This window comes from Bacillus sp. DHT2 (assembly GCF_026241455.1).
Lineage (GTDB): Bacteria > Bacillota > Bacilli > Bacillales > Bacillaceae_G > Bacillus_A > Bacillus_A pseudomycoides.
On sequence record NZ_JAPHWH010000001.1, the window covers coordinates 406,891 to 426,723 of the forward strand.

Genomic DNA, 19,833 nt, shown 5'->3' on the forward strand with positions numbered 1-19,833 from the left:
TTTCTCAAAAATTGTTCTGTATAAAGGCAGGTGACAAGATGTGGAGAATGCCCCCTTATTAAAAGTGAGGCAAATGAGTAAATCATTCTCAGAACAAAGGGTACTAAAAGAAGTGAATTTAGAATTAGACTATGGCGATGTATATGCTTTAGTTGGCGGAAACGGTGCTGGGAAATCAACATTGATGAAAATATTAACAGGTTTATACTCTTATGATGCCGGGGAGATGTATGTAAAGGGAGTAGTGCAAAGTTTTTCTAATCCAGCGGAAGCACATTTAAATGGTATTTATTTAATTCCACAAGAACCGTTAATTTTTTCTCATATGACAATTGAAGAAAATATATGTATCGGAATAAAAGCAAAGAAGAAGGAACTTCGTACAAAGATAAAAGATTTGATAAAAAGTTTAGGGTGGAACATAGAACCGAGTGCAATTGGAAGTTCATTATCAATTGCACAGCAACAATTAGTAGAAATATTAAGAGGATTAATAAGAGAAGCAGAGATTCTTATTTTAGATGAGCCAACATCGACATTAACAATTCATGAAATAAAGAGTCTTTTTGTGCTGATAAAAGACTTAAAAGAAAAGGGAATCGGAATGATTTATATTACGCATCGTTTTCCGGAAATCTTTGAGATTGCGAATAAAGTAGCTATTTTGCGTGATGGAATGATAGTGAGTCAAGGGGATGTATCAGATTATACATATGACATGCTAATGGAGGGATTATTGCCAAAAGATTATAAACAAGAGGAGAAAAAAGTGGCACCTCAAGAAACGATGAAACTTTCTCAACAAGTATTAGAGGTAACAAATCTGTCGAGTTATGCATTTCAGAATATATCACTAAATGTACATGCTGGAGAGATCGTAGGGATTGCTGGTGTTGTTGGATCGGGTAGAACGGAATTAGCAGAAGTGTTATATGGGATAAGGCCCATACGGTCAGGGGATATTTTATTAGAAGGGGAGTCAATTGCAAAGTGTTCTACGAGCAAACGATTAGATAAAGGGATGGTATATGTTCCAGAGGATAGGGCAGGGAATGGTATTTTTTCAATTCGGTCTGTTAAAGAAAATATAACGGCAGCTTCTTTACACCAAATGAGCCCATTCTTTTTAAAGTATAAAAAAGAAAGCGCTTTAACAGAGTTGTATATGAAAAAGTTTCGGATAGTTGTTTCCAATGTAGATGAAAAAATGACATCTTTATCAGGTGGAAACCAACAAAAAGTTGTATTAGCAAAATATCTTGCTTGTGAACCTAAATTAATTATTCTTGATGAACCAACGCGCGGGATTGATGCAAAAGCAAGATTAGAAGTATATGAGGCAATTCAAAGTTTAAAACAATCAGGGCTTGCGATTTTATTAATTTCCTCAGATGTAGAAGAAATTGTTCAATTAGCAAACCGGGTATATGTGATGAGGAATGGAAAACTTGTTTCTCATTTAGAGAAAGGAGAAGTTTGTATAGATGAAGTTACACGCCTTGCATATGTGGGAAGGGAAGGTGTAACGGAATGAAACGTTTTTTAAATATAGTTAAAATGCATGAAACATCCATTATTATTTTATTACTTATTTACATAGCCCTCGTAGGAATTATTAATCCTAGTTTTGTTCAGTTTAGTTCGCTTTCTTTAATTATGAAATCAAGTCTTATTTTAGTCATACTAGCTATTGGTCAATCATTCGTATTATTTACTAAAAATATTGATGTTTCAGTCGGTTCTATTATGGGATTAAGTGCAGCAATTTGTGGGATGTTTTTGACAAATGGTAATAGCATCTTAATTTCAATCATTGTTGCAATCTTGCTTGGAGCTGTGATTGGAATGATAAATGGCGTTGGGGTTACGAAGTTTCGTGTACCGGCAATTATTATGACATTAGGAATGTTAGGGATTATTAGAGGAGCGATGTTGATCTATACAGGTGGCAAATGGATTGAAGATATTCCTAAGTCTTATAAACAGATGTCTTCTGTCATGATACTAGGGCTTCCAGTTACAGTATGGATCATTTTGGCTATTTTACTATTATTATATATCTTTTTAACGAAAGCACCTTTTGGAAGATATTTTTATGCTGCCGGAGATAACGAAGACGGAGCACGCCTCATTGGAATACCGGTAGACAAGGTGAAAATATATGCATTTATTATTTCTGGGATGAGCGCAGGGGTTGCAGGGTGCATATTTGTTATGAATATCGGCTTTGTGCCAAATCAAACTGGTACAGGAATTGAGTTACAAGTAATTGCTGCCGCTGTTCTCGGCGGAATTCATCTAAAAGGTGGAACAGGTTCTATATTTGGAGCAGCACTGGGAGCGATTTTTTTAGAAGTTATAAGTAGTTCACTAGTCTTTTTAAAAATACCTGCTTTTTGGAATAGTGCTATATCAGGATTCTTACTGTTACTTATTATTATATTAGACAGCATCTTAAAAAAATGGAAGGGAATAAGACAGTTGGAAGAAAGAAGGATGAATCTATGAAGTCTGCACGTGGATTTTTAAGATGGGAAGGAGTTCTTATTGTATTACTTATTATAGAGTTCATTCTCTTTGGTTTGTTAAACAGTGATTTTTTAAATATTAGTAATTTACTTTTCAGTATGAATGACTTCGTTTTTATTACGATTGCCGCAATTCCAATGACTTTTGTAATTATAACAGGTGGAATCGATGTATCTGTAGGATCGATTATGGGGCTTACTTCAATTCTTATTGGTGTACTCTGGATGAATGGAATTCCGGTTATTTTAGCTGTAATTATTGCCTTGTTTATCAGTTGTCTAGCGGGTTGTATCAACGGGGTGATTATTAAAACGACAGAGGTAGAACCTCTTGTTGTTACACTTGGAACGATGTTTTTATATTCAGGAATTGCACTTGTTATCTCGGGTGGCTCAAATGCCAGTGGATATGAAGGGATAAGTGGTTTATCGGATTCTTACGTGCAACTTGCAAATGGAAGTTTTATAGGAATTCCTAATTTAGTATGGTTACTTGTCGTTTTGACTGTTTTGTTTACACTCTTACTTCATCGAACAAGGTACGGACGTTATGTCTTGTTGACAGGTGCGAATGAAAAGGCAGCACAATATTCTGGTATCAAAACAAAAAAAGTAGTTATTCTTGCCTATATTCTTTCTGGGTTAGGAGGTGGATTAGGAGGAGCTTTTTTAACAGCATATTTTGGCTCAGCTCGAGCTGATATTGGAAGCGAGACAATTCTGCCGGTTATTACGGCAGTTGTATTAGGTGGGACACTCATCACTGGGGGAAAAGGAAGTATTCTTGGAACAGTACTAGCAAGTATATTTATTGGAATGATGCAGTACGGTTTACAAATGACAGGTTTAACGAACGAACAGTCAAATGTAGTTATTGGTATTATACTTATCCTCTCTGTTATTATTAGGCATTTCAAGTTACAGCAACTCACTATGTGGAAAAGAAGGAAATTGCATAAGGGGGAAATGTCATGAAAAGAAAACTGGGGATTTTTATCATTATATGTGTTTGTATCATCGGTTTAATCGCATGTTCTAGCAAAACAGCAGACAAGAAAAAAGTAGATGATGTGAAATTTGCATTCATTCCGAAATTGACAGGGGTTGGCTTCTTTACATCAGGTGGTGAAGGGGCAAAAGAAATGGGAGATACATTAGGGGTACAAGTGAAATATGATGGGCCGTCAGAGGCGAGTGTATCAGGGCAAGTGAAATATATAAATAATTTTATTAATCAAAACTATGATGCGTTAATGGTTTCATCTACATCGGTTGATGGACTTTCACAATCATTACAACGCGCTAAGAAAAAGGGAATGACAGTTTTAACATGGGATTCTGATGTGAATCCGAAAGATCGTTCATTTTATATAAGCCAAGGAACGCCGGAGCAACTTGCAAATCTATTAATTCAAATGACTTCATCACAAATTGGAGATAAAGGAAAAGTAGCATTCTTCTATTCAAGTCCGACTGTAACAGATCAGAACCAGTGGGTAACAAAAGCAAAAGAAATCATAAAAGAAAAATATCCGAAGTGGGAAATTGTAACGACGCAGTACGGAGAAAATAACGCACAAAAATCATTATCAGTTGGAGAAAGCATTTTAAAGACTTATCCAGATATCAATGCGGTAATTTGTCCAGATGCAACGGCACTTCCAGCGATGGCGCAAGCTGCTGAAAACTTAAAAATGGATAAAAAAGTAGTTGTGACGGGATTTTCAACTCCAAACGTAATGCGTGATTATGTAAAACGAGGAACTGTTCAGCAATTTGGGTTATGGGATGTAAAACAGCAAGGTGCACTCGCAACATATGTGGCAAATGAAATTGTGGTAAAAGGAAAGAAATTAAAAGTTGGCGATAGCTTTGAAGTTCCGAATATAGGTAAAGTAAAGGTGGAACCGAATTCTATTCAAGGTTATGACTACGAAGCAGATGGAAATGGAATCATTGTATTACCAGAAAGAGTTGTATTTACGAAGGATAATATTGATAAGTATAATTTTTAATATTGAAATGAAAAACGTCCGGTATTTTTATCGGACGTTTTTATTATGCCAATCTTTTAGAATCTCTTCATCAATTTGTCCAACTGCTTCTTGTGTACCATCACCTTTTTCAATTCTAACCTCAGCCCATTCTGTATTACTAACGACATACCAAAACCTTTTCGTTCCTTCAACAGTAATGATTTTTGCATTTTTGTTCCCGACATAAACTTTAGTAATAGCGTTATCACGAATTGTTCCAGCATAAATGTAAGGGATTTGATGCATGGAAGTCCATCTTACAGGGCTATTCCATTCAGTTCCTGTAGTTCTTATCCAATTCCACTTGCCATTTTCCTTTTCAAAATAAGCAATGAATATTTGTTCTCCTTGCTGATTATGTTCTGTAAATATTGCTACGGCATCATTTTCTTGTGAAACATTCATTTCTGTATGAATGAGAGTGTAGGAATTGTTCTTTTGTCCAAAATGCATTTTTTGCATCTTTTCATGGAAGTACATATAAAAGGATTGCTCTTTTGAACAGCTAATAAGAAATGTGATTAATATGAGGAAAGTATAGGTTATATTTCTATTCAACTTGCTACCTCCTTTTATTTTGAAGGATAAGTCTTTTTAGCAGAATAAGTAGAAATGTCCTAATAATTGTATTTATGTTAAAATTATTCTGAATATTAAATTATGTGATTGGAGGAATCGATTTGCTTACACAAGAACAAATCTCCAACTTATTTAGAAATTTTTCTATAAAAGAAGGTAAAGGATCGAGCGGTTTATACGAACATTTATCATTGGAAATTTCAGAAGATGAGGAAATCCTTACATTAGCGTCACACGCACAACTTGGTCAGCCAACTCCTAACTTATTACTTGGTGCCGTTCACTATTTATTACTGAAAGGGAATAATCATGTATTAAAACAATACTATGGTAGCCTTGTTTCTGCTCCAGAAAAAAATCTAGAACATGCTTTTCAACATTTTAAAGATTTTTGTCAGATTCATAGGGAAGAGATAATCAATATTTTAAAAACAAAGCTAGTGCAGACGAACGAAGTAAGACGATGTACATATTTATATCCGAGTTTTTGTTATATGTTTAATAAAGTGAATAAGCCTTTAGCGCTAATTGAAATTGGGACAAGTGCTGGTTTACAGCTGTTCTGGGATCAATATAGATATTCTTATGGAACAGGAGAGGTGTTTGGAAATAAAGACTCTAAAGTTCATTTAAAATCAGAAATAAAAGGGGAGAATCAGCCATTTTTCTTACAACAAAGTCCACCTGTCGTAGAAAGAATCGGACTTGATTTACATATAAATGATTTAAATAATGAGGAAGATTATTTATGGTTACGCTCACTTATTTGGCCTGAGCATAAAGAACGACTTGAAATGTTTGATCACGCAGCAGCTTGTTTAAAAGAACAAACTGTAAAATTAATAGAAGGAGATGGAGTATCTCTTCTTTCAGACATTGCAGAACAAATTCCAGAGGATTCGGTGATTTGTGTTTTCCATACACATGTAGCGAATCAAATACCAGAGAGTGTAAAACATAAATTAGTAGAAAAAGTTAAAGAAATTGGTGCGAAACGAGATGTTTTCCATCTTTATAACAATATGTGGGATAGAGATCTTCATCTTGATTATTTTATGAATGGGAAAGAATACAATGAAACTGTTGGAGAAACGGATGGCCATGCGCGTTGGTTTAGTTGGAGGTTGGGCGATAAATCGCTTTGTTAGATTGATATTTTAACGGTGTATAAAGAAGGGACAACTTACATGAGTTGTTCCTTCTTTATTGTAATACATAAATTTTCATGTAAAATGAACCTTTTGTGAGAAACGAGCGAATATAGTGTGAAAGATTGTTTAAAACATGAGAGGGGAACGAGAATTGGATGAAATAGAACTAAAGGAATGGTTACAGAGAATGGCCTTTGGAGATCAACAAGCCTTTCAGGTTATTTATGAATTTACATGTAAAGATATTTATAGAACAGTAGCTTTTTTAGTAGTAGATAAGCAGGATGTAGAGGATATTGTGAATGAAGTGTATATTCAAATATGGAAATCTGTAGTTAATTATGATGTGAATCGGTCTTTCTGTTTTTGGTTACACGGATTAATTGTAAAGCAAGTACAGGGTTGGCGGCGTAAATCATGGCGACGCTTTCGTATTTTTGAAAAAAAGAAAATGTATGCGCAAGATCAGTTTTACATAGTAGATGAAGATATTTTACATAAAGAAACACGTAATGAGTTAGGAGAACTTGTACAAAAGCTTTCATATAAGCACCGTGAAGTGATTATTATGCGTTATTTTCATGAATACAGTTTGGATGAAATTGCAACGCTTCTTAATAAACCTGTTGGTACAGTGAAATCTCGATTACATACAGCATTGAAGCGTTTACGAATAGAAATGGAGAATGTACCAGCTATACAGGAGGGCGAAGTGAATGGATTTTGAAAAGCATTTGAGGGATGAATTACAAAGGAAATCCGAAGTAATGGAGCCATCTAGTAATCTGCGAAAAAGGGTGAAAAGCTCTTTTGATACATACTATCAAGAAAATGAGAAGGGGAGACGATCAATGAAGAAAAGGCTGTTAGTCGGATTAATAGCTGCTGCTGTTCTTATACCGACGGGTACTTTTGTAGGACCTACTTTGGTTAGTAAAGTTATTGGTACTCCAGAAGAGGCAAAGGAACAATTTGGTGCAGTTGAAGAAGAATATAAAGAATTCAACGAAATATTTGAGATAGCAAGTCAATTGTTCACTAAAGAGGAATTTGAAAAATTTTCTAAGCTGTGGAAAGAATCACAAGCATTAAATAAAAAGGCAATTGTAGTTGATGGGGAAAGAACAAGTCGAAGCACAGCTCGACTTAGTAAAGAAGAGTTAAAAAGATATGATGAAGTAAATGAAAAGTTACGACCTTATGAGGAAAAAATATATGGAAAGTTCAAATATACGATAAATGAAGCGCAAAAATTGGTTAACTTTCCTATAAAATATCCAGCCTACATACCAAAAAATTATAGATTATATGAAGAAGAGGCAAGAGCGGAAATTACTTCTGGGAAGCCGAAACCGTTCATAATGCTGACTTATGTGAAAGGTGAATTAAGTTCAAAAAGTGGTAGTTTTGAAGATGTAGTCCAAATCAAACAGTCTGAAATTTTTGAAGTGAAAAAGACACCACATGAACAAAATTCAGATGATTTCGATGAACAACCTTTCGATCGACTATCAAACTATACAATCGATGGGTGTAGGGTAACATTAGGAGAATATAAATTTGGAAATATAATTGGTATGAGAATAATTGTACCAGCAAAAAATGATAGAAGTGAGTATCGAATTTTTGTCACTGATAGCAAGTTATCAAAAAAGGAGCTTGAAAAAGTATTATTTTCAATGGTGAAATGAATAGATAGTGCAAAGTAGCTATTCAGGAGTGAATGAATTAAGAGTTCTATATTATTTTGCTATATAGAAGTAAATAAACAAAAATGAAAGTAACTAGTTACTTTCATTTTTGTTTATGATAATATGTTAGTAATCACTTACTTACATATTGGATGGGGGAATTAGAATGGGAAAACCAACAGCGAGAGAAAAAGTTATGGAAGCAGCGACTTTATTATTTGGTGAAAAGGGATATACGGCCACAACAATTCGTGAAGTTGCAGAAAAAGCAGGGGTAAGCGAGTTGACAATTTTTCGTAATTTTAAAAACAAGGAAAATTTATTTCGGGAAAGTATTATTTTGCGAACAACCCCAGTTGCTTTATTAGAGGAATTAGAAGAACAGTTTACAGGTGATTTAAATAAAGACCTTACAAAGATTGCAGAAACATACATTCAGGTAAACTTACCAAAATTAAATTATATTTGGGCAGCATTACTAGAATCTAGACAGAATAGTGAAATGAAACGATTACTTCATGAATTAAATTCACATTTAGTTGACCATTTAGAAACATATTTACAGCTACTTGGAGAGAAGGGACATATTATTACATGTAACTATCGTTTAATAGCGAACATGTTTTATGGACAATTATTCCTATATATTATGAATGTTAGTATAACGGAAGAGGATATTCAATTAGAAGAGTACATAGAGACATGTGTAACTCTATTTATTAACGGGATTTCAAATAAGAAAAATTAAGAGAGAGGAAATGGAAACATGAGAAAATTATTTGCGCTATTTGCATTAGTTGCAGGATTCTTCATGGCAATTTTAGATTCAAATATTGTAAATATTGCATTGCCGGAAATGACAAAAACATTTCATACGTCTATTGATACAATTTCTTGGATTGCAAATGGATATAATGTCGCTTTTGTTACTTGTTTATTAATAGCAGCTCGTCTTGCGGATCAATTTGGCCGCAAGAAGCTGTATGTTATTGGTTTATTAGGATTTTCTATTAGCTCACTCATGTGCGGAATAGCATCATCTTTTTATACATTGGTAATTTTTCGTGTGTTGCAAGGAGTATCTGCCGCTATCATTGTTCCTGTTGCGATACCGCTTGGACTTGGACTTGTGCCAAAAGAAAAACAAGGTATGATAGGGGGAATTATGGGGGCTTTTGGCGGATTAGCTGCAGCGATTGGTCCATCACTTGGAGGTGTTTTAACAGATAAACTAAGCTGGAACTGGGTATTTTTTATTAATGTTCCAGTTGGTATTCTATCCTTAATCTTCGTCTTGCTTTTTATTAAAGAATCATATGATCATACAGCTAGTTCTAAAATAGATTGGGCAGGTATGGTTACTTCATCATGTGCATTGTTTTTACTTGTATACGCTCTGATACAAGTAAATAACTCGAGTTTAAGTCCGCTAAGTGTAAGTCTTCTCTTTGTTATTTCTTTTATAAGCTTTATATTGTTTATCTTTATTGAAAAGAAAAGTAAAAATCCGATGTTACCCCTATATTTATTCTCATATAAAGAGTTTTCGTTTTCAAATCTTTCATTATTTTTTGTAGGCATGGGTTTAATGAACTTTTTATTTATTTTTGCATTTTATTTAGTTCAAGTAGATGGAATGAGCGAGCTTCAATCAGGGATGATTATTAGTACACTTGCGATAGTATCAATGGTAGTTACCGCGATTATGACACCCATTGCTGCAAAACATGGAAGTAGTGTTATCGGTATTATAGGAATTATCGCATTTATAATCGCTTCGTATTTATTTGGTCATATGGAATCAGGCTTTTCAAATTGGGATTATATTTGGCGACTCGTGGTTGTAGGTTTTGGTGCAGGGTGTACGCTTGCTCCATTGACAACAACTGCCGTTTTAAGTGTTTCAACCGAAAAATCAGGTATTGCGTCAAGTATATCTAATATTTCTAGAACAGTAGGAAGTATAGTAGGTGTAGCGATATTAGTTGTGATTTTAAATCATCAATTATCTATCGAAAAAGAAGAAATAAAGCAACAAGTGAAAGCGATGATTCAAAAAGGCGATCAAACAGACTTTGAAAAACAAAAAATACTACACGTAATACAAACAAGTGATGAGAAGAAATATGTAAGCATGGAATCAGAGGAAGGAAATAAACTCTACGAACAAATTAAATGGAAATATAAATACGGGGTTATTCGTAGTTTTAATAAAACTTTTTTAATAGGAGCATTTATTTTCTTTTTGGCACTTATTTGTAGTGTGCTAGAAATATATATGAAGAGAAAGAGAGGGAATAAATTAAGAGCCACATGTTAAAAGGAAGATATAATACAATAACACTATTTACATAATATAATTATGGTTAAGATGTTTAAGGATGCTATTATTTATTTGATAACCCTCATGTCAAGATAGTAAGAAAGAGATAAAAACAGTGTGTGAAAATGTTTGAAGTGAAAGTTTACCATAAAAAACTTTAAAAAGAACGTTAGTTCGTATATACTTAATACAATTGAAGTAGAAGGGAAGAGAAGATGATGATTCATAAAGTTGGTCAAATTATGCTATATGTAAATAATCAAGATGAGGCTGTGCAATTTTGGACAGAAAAAGTAGGTTTCCACTTAGTTGCTGATGAAGATAACGGTCAAGGATTTAGATGGATTGAAATCACGCCAACAGAGAAAGCAGAAACGAGTATGGTTCTACATAATAAAGAATTAATTGCGAAGATGCAGCCTGAATTAAATCTTAGTACACCATCCATGTTGTTTTTCACTGAAGATATCGATAAATTATATAAAGAGTTTGTAGAGAAAGAAATTACAGTTGGAGAACTTGTAAATATGCCGTCTGGTAGAGCGTTTAATTTTGCTGATCATGAGAAAAATTACTTTGCAATTATGGAAAAGAAGTAAGTATAAAATTGACTAACTTGATCTTTAAACGAAACAACACCATTTTATAGATGGTGTTGTTTTATAGTTTTTGAGCAATTATTTATTACAAAATGCAAATGATTATTTACATTTTGTTGGTAATCATTTACAATGAGAGTGTTTGAAAAGGAGGGAAGTGAAGTTAGGATGCTTGAAAACAGAGTTAGAGAATTACGGGCAAGATTTAGGTGGACTCAGCAAGACTTGGCTGATGCAATTGGAGTGACGAGGCAGACAATTGGGTTAATTGAAAAAGGTGATTATTCTCCCTCTGTCACCATGGCGTTAAAAATAGCTGCCGCGTTTCAACTTACAGTAGAAGATGTTTTTTATTTAAAGGGAAAGGAATGATTATAATGAAACAGGTTTTAAAATCTCCGCTTATAGGGGCCGGTATATTTGTTTTGATTATTGCATTTTTACTATTTTCTCTTATGAGTACACAGGTCGTTTTAGCTAGATTATGTTTTTGGATTCTAGTGACGGTTACTGTTTTCTGGTTCATTCTCACAAAGCTTTATAATCGAAAGAATTCGGATGATAAGATTAGATTATTTAGCTTTATACCATCCGAATTTCGTGAAATAGATGAAGGGCAGCAGTGGGTAACTTATAAGGCTTGCCGAAATGTATATATTTACTATAGCGTTGCACTTCCAGTAACGGCAGGGATCTTCTTCTTTTCTCAACATAATTTTGTTCCATTACTGTGCATTGGTGTATTAGGTGCAGGCCAATACATGGTCTATTGGTTAACTACTATTCTTATTTTAAATCGTATTTAATCTAAAGAAAAAAGGGGATGAAACAATATGCTAGAGTGGGCTCAAAATGCAGGTGAAATGTGGCAATATGTCGTTTTATTTCTATTAGCTTTTGCTCCATGGATGGATGTATCAATCGTTGTACCACTTGGTATCGCATGGGGATTGCAACCATTTGCAGTAGGGGTGACTGCATTTGCAGGGAATCTTATCTTGGTTCTATTATTGGGATTCTTCTTTAAGCAGTATGCAAAATGGCAAGCGACAAGAAAGTTAAAAAAAGGTATAACAACACCTTCTAAAAAAGAAACTAGATCAAGGCGAATATGGGAACGATATGGTATTCCTGGTTTGGCATTGCTTGCTCCCATTCTCGTAGGAACTGATATTGCAGCCGTATTAGCTTTAACATTTGGATCTAACAAGACACACGTCATAAGTTGGATGACAGTCAGTCTAGCGGTATGGACAATCATTTTTGTAGTTGCTTCGATGTATGGATTTAGCCTTTTACATATTATTTAGGATGATATAAAACTGTCTATGAATATAGTAATGAAGTAAGAGGGATGAAGAAAAAACGTCGTAGATTGAATATGGAAGTCAAAATAAGAAGAAGTGTCCAATTTAAGATTATTAAAGTATGAATTTTCCGATCGATTATTAGGATCTAATAGGAATGGATCTAGGTTCTTCTCCGATTACACTGATAGAAGTGACTAAGGGAGAATAATGGAATATGAAAAAAACTGTATATATTGCATTAGAAAAGATCTCGTTAAAATATAAAAATTCACTATATTGTAAGGAGAGAAAATAATTGAACCTAGGTAATCCGATAGCTATTGGGAATACAGCAAAGATATATCTTTATGATAATAAAATTGTGAAAGTGTTTAAAAAACACTTTCCAAATACAGAATCGTTATATGAAGCAAAGAAACAAGAATACGCTTATTCATGTGGGCTCAATGTTCCAAAGGTACTAGAAGTCACAGAAATAGAGAATAGACAAGCAATTATAATGGAATATGTAAAAGGGAAAACAGTAGGTGATCTCTTAATTCATAATATGGAACGAGCTGAGCATTACATAAGTATTTGTGTTAATGCACAACAAAAGGTGCATGCTGTTGTTGTTGATTCGGATTTACTTGAACCGATGTTAGAAAAGCTACGTCGTCAAATTGAATCAGTACAGAATCTAGATGAGAAACAAAAGGGTAAATTGTTAAGGAAATTGGATTCAATGGTATTTGAACCTAGGCTATGTCATGGGGATTTTCATCCATTTAATTTGATTTTGAGTAATGATAATGTGAAAATTATTGATTGGGTGGATGCTAGCGCGGGAGATATTCGTGCCGATGTCTACCGAACATATTTGTTGTATGCCCAGGCTTCAGTAGAGTTGGCTGAAATGTATTTACGTATATATTGCAAAAATGCTGGTTTATCAAGGGATGAAGTTATAAAGTGGGCTCCTATTATTGCTGGGGCAAGATTGTCAGAAAAAGTATCTTCAGAAAACATAGAACATCTAAAGAGATTAGTAGACCAGTATTGTCATTAAGGAACACGATAGAACTAGCATTTCTGTAATGATCAAAATTTTTTAATGCGACAGTATTAGATAATAAAACCGTTCAAAATTTTCGAACGGTTTTTGGTTGTTATATTATTTTTTAACTTATATATTGAGAAGTTATGCTAGATAGTTATTTCGATTTGATTTCCTTCTGGATCACTAATTACGCTCTCATAATAGCCATCTCCAGTGAAACGTGGTCCATTTAATACAGGATATCCAGCTTCTTTTAATGCTTTGGTTAGTTGATTCACATTTTCTTCACTACCAACAGAGAAAGCGATATGGGCATATCCAGTTAGGTTAGAACTAGGTTTATCTCCTATTCCTTTCTTTCGCATAATTTCAAGGCGTGCTCCAGATTCAAAAGTAATAAAATAAGATTCGAAGTGTTTAGCTTTATTGTGATATAAAGAATTTGCCTCTCCATTAAAGTATTGTGTATAGAAAGTGCGCATTGCCTCTAAATCATTTACCCAAATAGCTATATGTTCGATTTTCATTTATTTCACCTGTCCTATTCCTATGTAAATTTATATAAGTTAATTAAGTATTGTGGGCTAATAATCAGTGAAGATGAAAAACAACGATTAGAGTTTCACTTTATGAAGTTTGAAATGATATGTCAAGAAATAAGGATGACTGCTCAGACCCATCAAGCTAAAATTAAGTGATTTTCAAACGGCAGCACAAATTGCTACGCAAATGGGGATGGCTGCTAATACAGTTCACAGTGGAAAAGGTTTTAGTCACGCAAGTTTACAGCACCACTATTTTTATTTTTTCGAAATAAAATCTTGTCATTTTCCCTATGTCAATTTTATTTGTTGGTTTTTTTGAACATTAAATCAAAAAGAATCATATAAGTGTTTTTGCAAAATCAAAAGGAGCTATCTCATGTGAGAATAACTCCTTTTGAAAGTCATCAAATTATTTTTTGGATTTTGTTAGTTCTTTAGTCCCGCGTGTTCAATAATGCGATTCATTGCTTGAATTTGCCCCAAATGATTTGCTTCATGCATTAATGTAAGGCCGGCTAATTCTCCAAAGGTTTCCAATCCCATAAATGATTTTTCCAGCGTTTCATTTAACTGTTCAGCAGGAATTTGTTGGAGACGAACTAATTGATCTTTCAACTCTATAATGAGTTTATCTACGGTAGGTACATCTCCCTTCCAATCAGCCGGCTTTGTACCGTTTCCAAATAATTCGATATAATTTGCAGGAAGATGCGTCGTTTTATGTGGAAAGCCGAGCATAAACTGTTCAGTAACCGTTAATACATGGCCGATATGCCATTGGATCGTATTGTTAAAACCGTCTGGCTGTACATTTGTTATTTCCTTCGAAAATGATTCTACGTTTTTAATAAAATAACTTCTTGTCATCGCAAATTGTTTAAATATTAGTTTATTCATACCTTACACCCCTTTCAAATCCCTCTCATTCATTACCGTATTAAAAATCTGGATAAATTAGAAGTGACATGAGATAAAGATCGATTATATTCTATACGAATCATTCATATTGTGTAAAGCGGAATGACTTTATAAAAGTTATTATTTGTTCATTTGTATATAAGCACGAATCATAAAATAACTAATATAATCAGGAAGCTGTTCTTTAATAGCTTTCAATCCACCTTCAGCTTGCGTACTTCAGCGATATGAGAAATTATTGTTTATAGATGCTTTCTTGCATTCTTTTGGAATTTTAATGATTTTTAACTTGGTTGATTTACTCATTATAGATTGGCTTATATTTTGTTGGATTACCCCGAGATTTGTTGTTATTCCTAGTACAGAAGGGATGAAGGGATATAAAGATTATAAGATACATCTAAGAGGAGCAATGATTGGTACGCCTTTTCTAATAATAGTTAGTTTATTCATTGCAGCAATTGCTATAAATATTTAGTATGAGGAATATATTATATTTTACTTTACTTTGAGGAGATAAGGATGGACATTTTTATTAGAAAACTAGAAATACATGATTTGAATGGAATTCCTGAAATTGATGATAGTTTTACGGTTGATTCTAAGCTATTCCTTTCATTAGTAGCGATGGATCAACGAATAGAATACACCGTGCAAGAAATACAAAGCTATGAGAAAAATTATTCAGAAGATATATATAAAGAGGATCAAGAGAATGATTTAGATTATAGTGAATATGTTAATAATCCAGATAAGATAATTTATTTGGCGTTTATGAATCACCAAATAATTGGAATGATTATAGTAAAGAGAAACTGGAATGGTTTTGCTTACGTGGAAGATATAAAAGTAGATAAGCAGTTTAGACAACTTGGAGTTGGTAGGAAATTAATTGAGCAGGCAAAGCATTGGGCGCAAGCTTGTGAAATGCCAGGAATCATGCTGGAGACACAGAACAATAATGTTAAAGCATGCAAATTTTATGAAAGTTGTGGCTTTGTTATAGGAGGCTTTGATTTTCTTGTATATAAAGGCATTCATGAGCAAAATGATGAAGTTGCAATATATTGGTATTTGAGATTTAAAGACAGTCCGATATAACCTATAGCGCTTCACGCGAACAAAGAGTGTCTTTAGAGATTTTTATGGCACTCTTTGTTCGTTATTATGCTAAAAAAATTCTAAAGATACAAGGAATAGGTTAGTTCACCGTATGTGAGAATTTCATCATTGGTAAACCCCTGATTAGAATAGAATTTTTGACCCGAATCATTTTCAGGATGCACAGTTAAGCGAATACGATGGCAAGATGGATGAACGATTTTTAAATGGTTAATTAACGCTTTTATTGCCGCGGCTCCAAATCCTTTTCTTTGATGTCCTTTGTCGATAAAAAAATGAAACAGCCAAAAGTCCTTTTGACAATCTAGTTCGTAATGTAGATTAAAGAAACCAACCATTTTCTCGTTATGATAAATTCCAAAAGGTTCAATCATTCTATCATCCGGCCTAATATACGCTTTAGCAAGTGCAATAGCAACAGGTGGTGTAACTTCAGAAACAAACTTTTGTTGTTCAATATTTACAGAAAGCGTGAGAGCCTCTCGCCAGTTGTCAGAAGTTATTTTTTTCAGAGTTACTTGAGACATAAGTTGAAACCTCCAGTTTAAATAGGGAATATGGGAAGAGCTATTGAACAAGCGTATTTTGCCCAGCAGCAATTCTCCATGTTTCTTTTTCTTTAACCATCACATAAACAGCTAAACTGCCTTGTTCATTTTCTATTATTTTTCCTTCAGAGGTTGTTGGGTATTGTCTAATATGTGCGATAGCTACATCAGAGCGAATAAAGTTAATACTTTCAACTGTATAACAAGCGTATGAGTCCCGAAGAGGTCCTGGTAAAAGAACTTTGTGTGTCTCATTGATTTGCTTCCAACCTGAAAGCCGCTTGCCAAATACATTGACCCATGTGGCATTTAAAGTGAAGTAGCGATCTAATTCATCTGCATCATGTGCATTAAATGCACTTTCTATTTCGGTGATCGTTTGCTGGATTGCATGTATTTCTCTTTGCTGATGTTCTTTTGAATCATAACCTTTAGACATATTCATTCCTCCAATGTTGGTTTGATATCTATAGATTACTAAAGTAAAGGTGCTATAACATCCAGCAATAGTAGCATTTTCTGAGGAGAGACTTATACGAAGGTATGATGGAAAGATGGTTTTATATACTTATATTTATATTTTTCTCTAAATCGTATTCGTTATCTCAATGAGTCTAGGATATTATAACGTTATGAATAAGGAGGTGAAATATGTTATTTCAAAAAGGGAGTTTATCGATTAGATATGTTATAGAAGATGATGTGAATACCATTTCAAAATGGTTAACAAATCCAGAAGTTTTACAGTATTACGAAGGCAGAGATAATCCGCAATCTCCAGAGCAAGTTCGTACTCATTTTATTCATGACCCAAAGAGTGCTGAGAAAAGATGTTTAGTAGAACATGCTGAAGAACCGATTGGTTATATACAAATTTACCTGATCGATTCAGAATGGAAAAAGTTATATGGATATAGAGAAAATCAAAATATATGTGGGATGGACCAATTTATTGGGGACACAGCATATTGGAATAAGGGAATCGGTACAGAGCTTGTGAAAGCAGCAATTACATATATCACCGATGAGTTAGGGGCAGAAGCAATTGCGATGGATCCAAGAGTGAGCAATGAACGTGCGATTTGTTGTTATGAAAAGTGTGGATTTCAAAAGATAAAAAGGTTAATAAAACATGAACTTCATGAAGGGAAACTAGAAGATTGCTGGATGATGGAGTATAGACGATAAAGGTATGTAGTGATTTTAATTTTATTAAAGTTACATATTATTAATATATATAAATCTGCATTAAAAAGGGGAGCGATGTGTGATGAAGAAAGCTTTGGTAGTAATAGATGTTCAAGAAGGTATATATACAGCTCTACCCTTTGGATTTAGTATTTAAAGGGGTGTTATTTATTTTTGATGGGTTTTATAAGGATTATAGCTATTTTTCAAGATTAAAAATTGCTTTCCATTTTGTAGATTAATTACAATTATACTACGCCCTCCGCTATGCTTCGGTTGTGACATAATAAGAGGGCGTTAATTATGAATAATAAAATTTAATTAGGTAGGTGTGAATGTTGGTATATAAAGTGGGAAGTTTTAACTTTTCTGAAAAATACGACTGTTGGGATGGGTCTATAAACGTAAATTGTTCCGTTTCGTTTTTTGAACAAAAAAAAATTGAGATAAAGGGGTATTTAGAGAGTAATCAACCTTTAACAAAAGAATCTTATAATACGCTATGTTATTTAAAGGAACACTTTGATATTGTTTATGAAAATATACTAAAGGGTCTATTTGAATTGCAATGTAAAGATTTAATGAGTTACGAGATATATAATGAAAATGATCATTCCTTTAGTCCCATTACTTTTAATAGTATGGAAGAAATCCATCCTTATATAGGAACTCCTACATTTGAGATTTTACCTGACTATACGAAGGATAACTATGCTTACTTTGCAATTTCATTTGATGAAGGTTGCTTGCTATCTATTGAACATGGTCTCATAGCTTTATTTTTTAAAAATGATATGATTCATATTCAGCCTTCTGATTCATATTGTATGCTTCAGATGCTTATGGATTACGAGGAAGATTGTACAAAGTGGCAAAAAGATTTTTGGTTAGTGTGTTATGAACTAGCTAAGAACAATCTATTAAACGATAGAGAATTGGTTAGAGCCAAGTGGTTGAAAAGTAAATAACCCTCTTAGTTTTTAAACAGAAATCTTAAAAACAAAACTGATGATAATTTTTAGCGTTATAAAACCTAGCAGCATAGCGTTATGTTGCTAGGTTTTATTTTCTGTTATTGTTGCTTTGAATAAAGTCACGAAACTTCACTTCTTTCAATTAAAGAATTCTACGAAAGCTTCAAACAAATTTTTTATAAAATGGAATGTTTTTTGGTTAAAGTTGTTGAAGTTCATGCAATTATTCCTGATATCCGAAATATTGAAGGATTATAAAAAAGATCAATCTTTTTTATAAAAGAATAATCCGATTAAATACTATAAGAGCATGTTTTGATTAATCTTTTTTTCAAAACACGCTCTTTTCTTTTGTTCTTCTATTACGGTTAATAGCATTAATTTGATCAAACTTTATTCGAAACCTACAGTTTTAGATTTGGGAGGAAAGAGAAGTGTCATCAGATTTGATTAAAGGGAAATTAGTACATATGTGAGGTCATTTATGAAATGCTGCATTTCGAGAGTTTTTTCTCAATATTCAATTGCAGTTGGCTCTACAGGTAGCTTAGGCTTTCAAGTAATTGTACATATGTCAGTGGATGTAAAAGGGTGGAAGGAAGAATAGTTAGTGTAAAAGAAGGATGTCATTACCAGTATAATGACATCCTTCTTTTTTATTTTTTCTTATCTTTATCTAAGATGTTTTGTTCTTCAGCAAACTCAGTTCCATACGCGAAGCGGCCATTCATATTAATTCGTTCATTGTTGAGCCGTTCATGCGTATGAGAAAAACGATGCACAAACACTTCAGATAATGTAAAGACAATAGCGGATAGAATACTACCCCATGCAATCTGCATATAATTGTCCAATAAAATATTACCGAAAATCCACACACTTAAATATGTTAACAAAAAGTCAGCCATAATAGCGGCGGAATTGCCAATACGATTCAAAAGGATTTTATCAACAAACATATAAGAAACGATTGTTACAAACAGGCTAAAGGAAATAACATCAACAATTGTTGCATCAAAAAATAAATCAAGTCCGATAGCAAAAGCAATGATACACGATATAAATTTGATAAGCACAATCGTAAAATTGCTCAAATTGCACACCTCCCGTTTTTTATATAGTTTTGGTATAAAACAAGAAGTTCATACATTTCTTATGTATGTACATAGCTGCAAATAAAATTTTTTCATGTTGAACATCTTGTCAAAATATTAAAAAAATAAACGAAAAATGTTATAGTAAAATGAGAGTGTATGACATTTTTAGGTAAGGGGGGATCCAA

The 19,833-nt window shown here is 33.4% G+C and carries 24 protein-coding genes and 1 pseudogene; 19 read left to right on the forward strand and 6 right to left on the reverse strand.

Annotation, left to right across the window (positions count from 1 at the left end; translation table 11 throughout):
- The first annotated feature begins 40 nt into the window (after positions 1–40).
- Genes ORL93_RS02275 through lsrB form a run of 4 tightly spaced genes read left to right on the forward strand, consistent with a single transcriptional unit; the run spans position 41 to position 4,543 of the window.
- Positions 41–1,534, forward strand: a complete 1,494-nt coding sequence (locus ORL93_RS02275) for a sugar ABC transporter ATP-binding protein (protein ID WP_265958556.1) — start codon at positions 41–43, stop codon at positions 1,532–1,534.
- On the forward strand, positions 1,531–2,508 hold the full coding sequence (locus tag ORL93_RS02280) for an ABC transporter permease subunit (RefSeq protein WP_018780718.1): 978 nt from the start codon (positions 1,531–1,533) through the stop codon (positions 2,506–2,508). Before ORL93_RS02275 ends, ORL93_RS02280 begins: the two co-directional genes overlap by 4 nt.
- Positions 2,505–3,503, forward strand: coding sequence for an ABC transporter permease (locus ORL93_RS02285; RefSeq protein ID WP_142308421.1), 999 nt, complete (start codon positions 2,505–2,507; stop codon positions 3,501–3,503). The genes ORL93_RS02280 and ORL93_RS02285 overlap by 4 nt, the downstream gene beginning before the upstream one ends.
- Positions 3,500–4,543: an autoinducer 2 ABC transporter substrate-binding protein LsrB gene (gene lsrB / locus ORL93_RS02290; protein WP_098160213.1), complete on the forward strand. Its 1,044-nt coding sequence runs from the start codon at positions 3,500–3,502 to the stop codon at positions 4,541–4,543. Before ORL93_RS02285 ends, lsrB begins: the two co-directional genes overlap by 4 nt.
- Positions 4,544–4,570: 27 nt before the next feature.
- Here the strand turns inward: lsrB and ORL93_RS02295 are convergent, their stop codons facing one another.
- The gene (locus ORL93_RS02295) at positions 4,571–5,122 is read right to left on the reverse strand and encodes a hypothetical protein (RefSeq protein ID WP_097795527.1); all 552 of its coding nucleotides are present in this window, start codon (positions 5,120–5,122) and stop codon (positions 4,571–4,573) included.
- A 122-nt stretch (positions 5,123–5,244) separates the two neighbouring features.
- Between ORL93_RS02295 and ORL93_RS02300 the strand changes: the two genes are divergently transcribed.
- The 10 genes from ORL93_RS02300 to ORL93_RS02345 all read left to right on the forward strand — a co-directional run bounded on the left by ORL93_RS02300 (position 5,245) and on the right by ORL93_RS02345 (position 13,265).
- Positions 5,245–6,291 carry a DUF2332 domain-containing protein gene (locus tag ORL93_RS02300; RefSeq protein ID WP_265958559.1) on the forward strand — a complete coding sequence of 349 codons (1,047 nt, stop codon included), beginning with the start codon at positions 5,245–5,247 and terminating at the stop codon, positions 6,289–6,291.
- A gap of 154 nt (positions 6,292–6,445) precedes the next feature.
- The gene (locus ORL93_RS02305; protein ID WP_097795529.1) at positions 6,446–7,021 is read left to right on the forward strand and encodes a sigma-70 family RNA polymerase sigma factor; all 576 of its coding nucleotides are present in this window, start codon (positions 6,446–6,448) and stop codon (positions 7,019–7,021) included.
- On the forward strand, positions 7,011–7,985 hold the full coding sequence (locus ORL93_RS02310) for a hypothetical protein (RefSeq protein WP_097795530.1): 975 nt from the start codon (positions 7,011–7,013) through the stop codon (positions 7,983–7,985). Before ORL93_RS02305 ends, ORL93_RS02310 begins: the two co-directional genes overlap by 11 nt.
- 166 nt (positions 7,986–8,151) lie before the next feature.
- Positions 8,152–8,733 (forward strand): TetR/AcrR family transcriptional regulator, encoded by a 582-nt coding sequence (locus tag ORL93_RS02315; RefSeq protein WP_016132943.1) that lies wholly within the window; start codon positions 8,152–8,154, stop codon positions 8,731–8,733.
- 18 nt (positions 8,734–8,751) lie between these two features.
- Positions 8,752–10,305 (forward strand): MFS transporter, encoded by a 1,554-nt coding sequence (locus ORL93_RS02320; protein ID WP_097795531.1) that lies wholly within the window; start codon positions 8,752–8,754, stop codon positions 10,303–10,305.
- 221 nt (positions 10,306–10,526) lie between these two features.
- Positions 10,527–10,907, forward strand: coding sequence for a VOC family protein (locus tag ORL93_RS02325; RefSeq protein WP_265958730.1), 381 nt, complete (start codon positions 10,527–10,529; stop codon positions 10,905–10,907).
- Between the two features lie 168 nt (positions 10,908–11,075).
- Entirely contained in the window at positions 11,076–11,279 is a 204-nt protein-coding gene (locus ORL93_RS02330) for a helix-turn-helix transcriptional regulator (protein WP_026008563.1), read from the forward strand.
- A gap of 2 nt (positions 11,280–11,281) precedes the next feature.
- Positions 11,282–11,713 (forward strand): hypothetical protein, encoded by a 432-nt coding sequence (locus tag ORL93_RS02335; RefSeq protein WP_097795543.1) that lies wholly within the window; start codon positions 11,282–11,284, stop codon positions 11,711–11,713.
- Positions 11,714–11,740: 27 nt separating this feature from the next.
- Entirely contained in the window at positions 11,741–12,217 is a 477-nt protein-coding gene (locus tag ORL93_RS02340) for a small multi-drug export protein (RefSeq protein WP_097795532.1), read from the forward strand.
- Positions 12,218–12,512: 295 nt separating this feature from the next.
- Positions 12,513–13,265 (forward strand): aminoglycoside phosphotransferase family protein, encoded by a 753-nt coding sequence (locus ORL93_RS02345; RefSeq protein WP_097795533.1) that lies wholly within the window; start codon positions 12,513–12,515, stop codon positions 13,263–13,265.
- Positions 13,266–13,402: 137 nt separating this feature from the next.
- Here ORL93_RS02345 and ORL93_RS02350 read toward each other — a convergent pair whose 3' ends face one another.
- Positions 13,403–13,783 carry a VOC family protein gene (locus ORL93_RS02350; protein ID WP_097795534.1) on the reverse strand — a complete coding sequence of 127 codons (381 nt, stop codon included), beginning with the start codon at positions 13,781–13,783 and terminating at the stop codon, positions 13,403–13,405.
- A gap of 444 nt (positions 13,784–14,227) precedes the next feature.
- On the reverse strand, positions 14,228–14,698 hold the full coding sequence (locus tag ORL93_RS02355; protein WP_097795535.1) for a DinB family protein: 471 nt from the start codon (positions 14,696–14,698) through the stop codon (positions 14,228–14,230).
- A 247-nt stretch (positions 14,699–14,945) separates the two neighbouring features.
- On the opposite strand from ORL93_RS02355, the pseudogene ORL93_RS02360 reads away from it, so the two are divergent.
- Both ORL93_RS02360 and ORL93_RS02365 read left to right on the forward strand, forming a co-directional pair.
- Positions 14,946–15,197: pseudogene (locus ORL93_RS02360) on the forward strand (nitroreductase); the annotation flags it as partial.
- A gap of 44 nt (positions 15,198–15,241) precedes the next feature.
- Positions 15,242–15,820: a GNAT family N-acetyltransferase gene (locus ORL93_RS02365; protein ID WP_097795536.1), complete on the forward strand. Its 579-nt coding sequence runs from the start codon at positions 15,242–15,244 to the stop codon at positions 15,818–15,820.
- A gap of 80 nt (positions 15,821–15,900) precedes the next feature.
- Here ORL93_RS02365 and ORL93_RS02370 read toward each other — a convergent pair whose 3' ends face one another.
- Together ORL93_RS02370 and ORL93_RS02375 are read right to left on the reverse strand one after the other, a co-directional pair.
- Positions 15,901–16,368: a GNAT family N-acetyltransferase gene (locus tag ORL93_RS02370; protein ID WP_265958562.1), complete on the reverse strand. Its 468-nt coding sequence runs from the start codon at positions 16,366–16,368 to the stop codon at positions 15,901–15,903.
- Positions 16,369–16,408: 40 nt separating this feature from the next.
- Complete coding sequence (locus ORL93_RS02375) at positions 16,409–16,828, reverse strand: SgcJ/EcaC family oxidoreductase (protein WP_097795537.1); 420 nt, start codon at positions 16,826–16,828, stop codon at positions 16,409–16,411.
- Positions 16,829–17,040: 212 nt separating this feature from the next.
- Between ORL93_RS02375 and ORL93_RS02380 the strand changes: the two genes are divergently transcribed.
- From ORL93_RS02380 to ORL93_RS02390, 3 genes are all read left to right on the forward strand, one after another.
- Positions 17,041–17,577, forward strand: a complete 537-nt coding sequence (locus ORL93_RS02380) for a GNAT family N-acetyltransferase (protein ID WP_006095158.1) — start codon at positions 17,041–17,043, stop codon at positions 17,575–17,577.
- Positions 17,578–17,912: 335 nt separating this feature from the next.
- On the forward strand, positions 17,913–18,545 hold the full coding sequence (locus ORL93_RS02385) for a DUF6985 domain-containing protein (RefSeq protein WP_265958564.1): 633 nt from the start codon (positions 17,913–17,915) through the stop codon (positions 18,543–18,545).
- A gap of 490 nt (positions 18,546–19,035) precedes the next feature.
- Positions 19,036–19,158 (forward strand): hypothetical protein, encoded by a 123-nt coding sequence (locus ORL93_RS02390; RefSeq protein ID WP_003198421.1) that lies wholly within the window; start codon positions 19,036–19,038, stop codon positions 19,156–19,158.
- A 49-nt stretch (positions 19,159–19,207) separates the two neighbouring features.
- On the opposite strand, the gene ORL93_RS02395 is transcribed toward ORL93_RS02390, so the two are convergent.
- Positions 19,208–19,645: a YndM family protein gene (locus tag ORL93_RS02395; protein ID WP_018765744.1), complete on the reverse strand. Its 438-nt coding sequence runs from the start codon at positions 19,643–19,645 to the stop codon at positions 19,208–19,210.
- Between the last annotated feature and the right edge of the window lie 188 nt (positions 19,646–19,833).

Coding starts and splice junctions, on each gene's coding strand:
- ORL93_RS02375 (WP_097795537.1), bottom strand. CDS start 16,828: ATGTCTAAAGGTTATGATTCAAAAGAACATCAGCAAAGAGAAATACAT.
- ORL93_RS02380 (WP_006095158.1), top strand. CDS start 17,041: ATGTTATTTCAAAAAGGGAGTTTATCGATTAGATATGTTATAGAAGAT.
- ORL93_RS02365 (WP_097795536.1), top strand. CDS start 15,242: ATGGACATTTTTATTAGAAAACTAGAAATACATGATTTGAATGGAATT.
- ORL93_RS02340 (WP_097795532.1), top strand. CDS start 11,741: ATGCTAGAGTGGGCTCAAAATGCAGGTGAAATGTGGCAATATGTCGTT.
- ORL93_RS02315 (WP_016132943.1), top strand. CDS start 8,152: ATGGGAAAACCAACAGCGAGAGAAAAAGTTATGGAAGCAGCGACTTTA.
- ORL93_RS02310 (WP_097795530.1), top strand. CDS start 7,011: ATGGATTTTGAAAAGCATTTGAGGGATGAATTACAAAGGAAATCCGAA.
- ORL93_RS02320 (WP_097795531.1), top strand. CDS start 8,752: ATGAGAAAATTATTTGCGCTATTTGCATTAGTTGCAGGATTCTTCATG.
- lsrB (WP_098160213.1), top strand. CDS start 3,500: ATGAAAAGAAAACTGGGGATTTTTATCATTATATGTGTTTGTATCATC.
- ORL93_RS02330 (WP_026008563.1), top strand. CDS start 11,076: ATGCTTGAAAACAGAGTTAGAGAATTACGGGCAAGATTTAGGTGGACT.
- ORL93_RS02385 (WP_265958564.1), top strand. CDS start 17,913: ATGTTGGTATATAAAGTGGGAAGTTTTAACTTTTCTGAAAAATACGAC.
- ORL93_RS02325 (WP_265958730.1), top strand. CDS start 10,527: ATGATTCATAAAGTTGGTCAAATTATGCTATATGTAAATAATCAAGAT.
- ORL93_RS02370 (WP_265958562.1), bottom strand. CDS start 16,368: ATGTCTCAAGTAACTCTGAAAAAAATAACTTCTGACAACTGGCGAGAG.
- ORL93_RS02355 (WP_097795535.1), bottom strand. CDS start 14,698: ATGAATAAACTAATATTTAAACAATTTGCGATGACAAGAAGTTATTTT.
- ORL93_RS02390 (WP_003198421.1), top strand. CDS start 19,036: ATGAAATGCTGCATTTCGAGAGTTTTTTCTCAATATTCAATTGCAGTT.
- ORL93_RS02285 (WP_142308421.1), top strand. CDS start 2,505: ATGAAGTCTGCACGTGGATTTTTAAGATGGGAAGGAGTTCTTATTGTA.
- ORL93_RS02280 (WP_018780718.1), top strand. CDS start 1,531: ATGAAACGTTTTTTAAATATAGTTAAAATGCATGAAACATCCATTATT.
- ORL93_RS02350 (WP_097795534.1), bottom strand. CDS start 13,783: ATGAAAATCGAACATATAGCTATTTGGGTAAATGATTTAGAGGCAATG.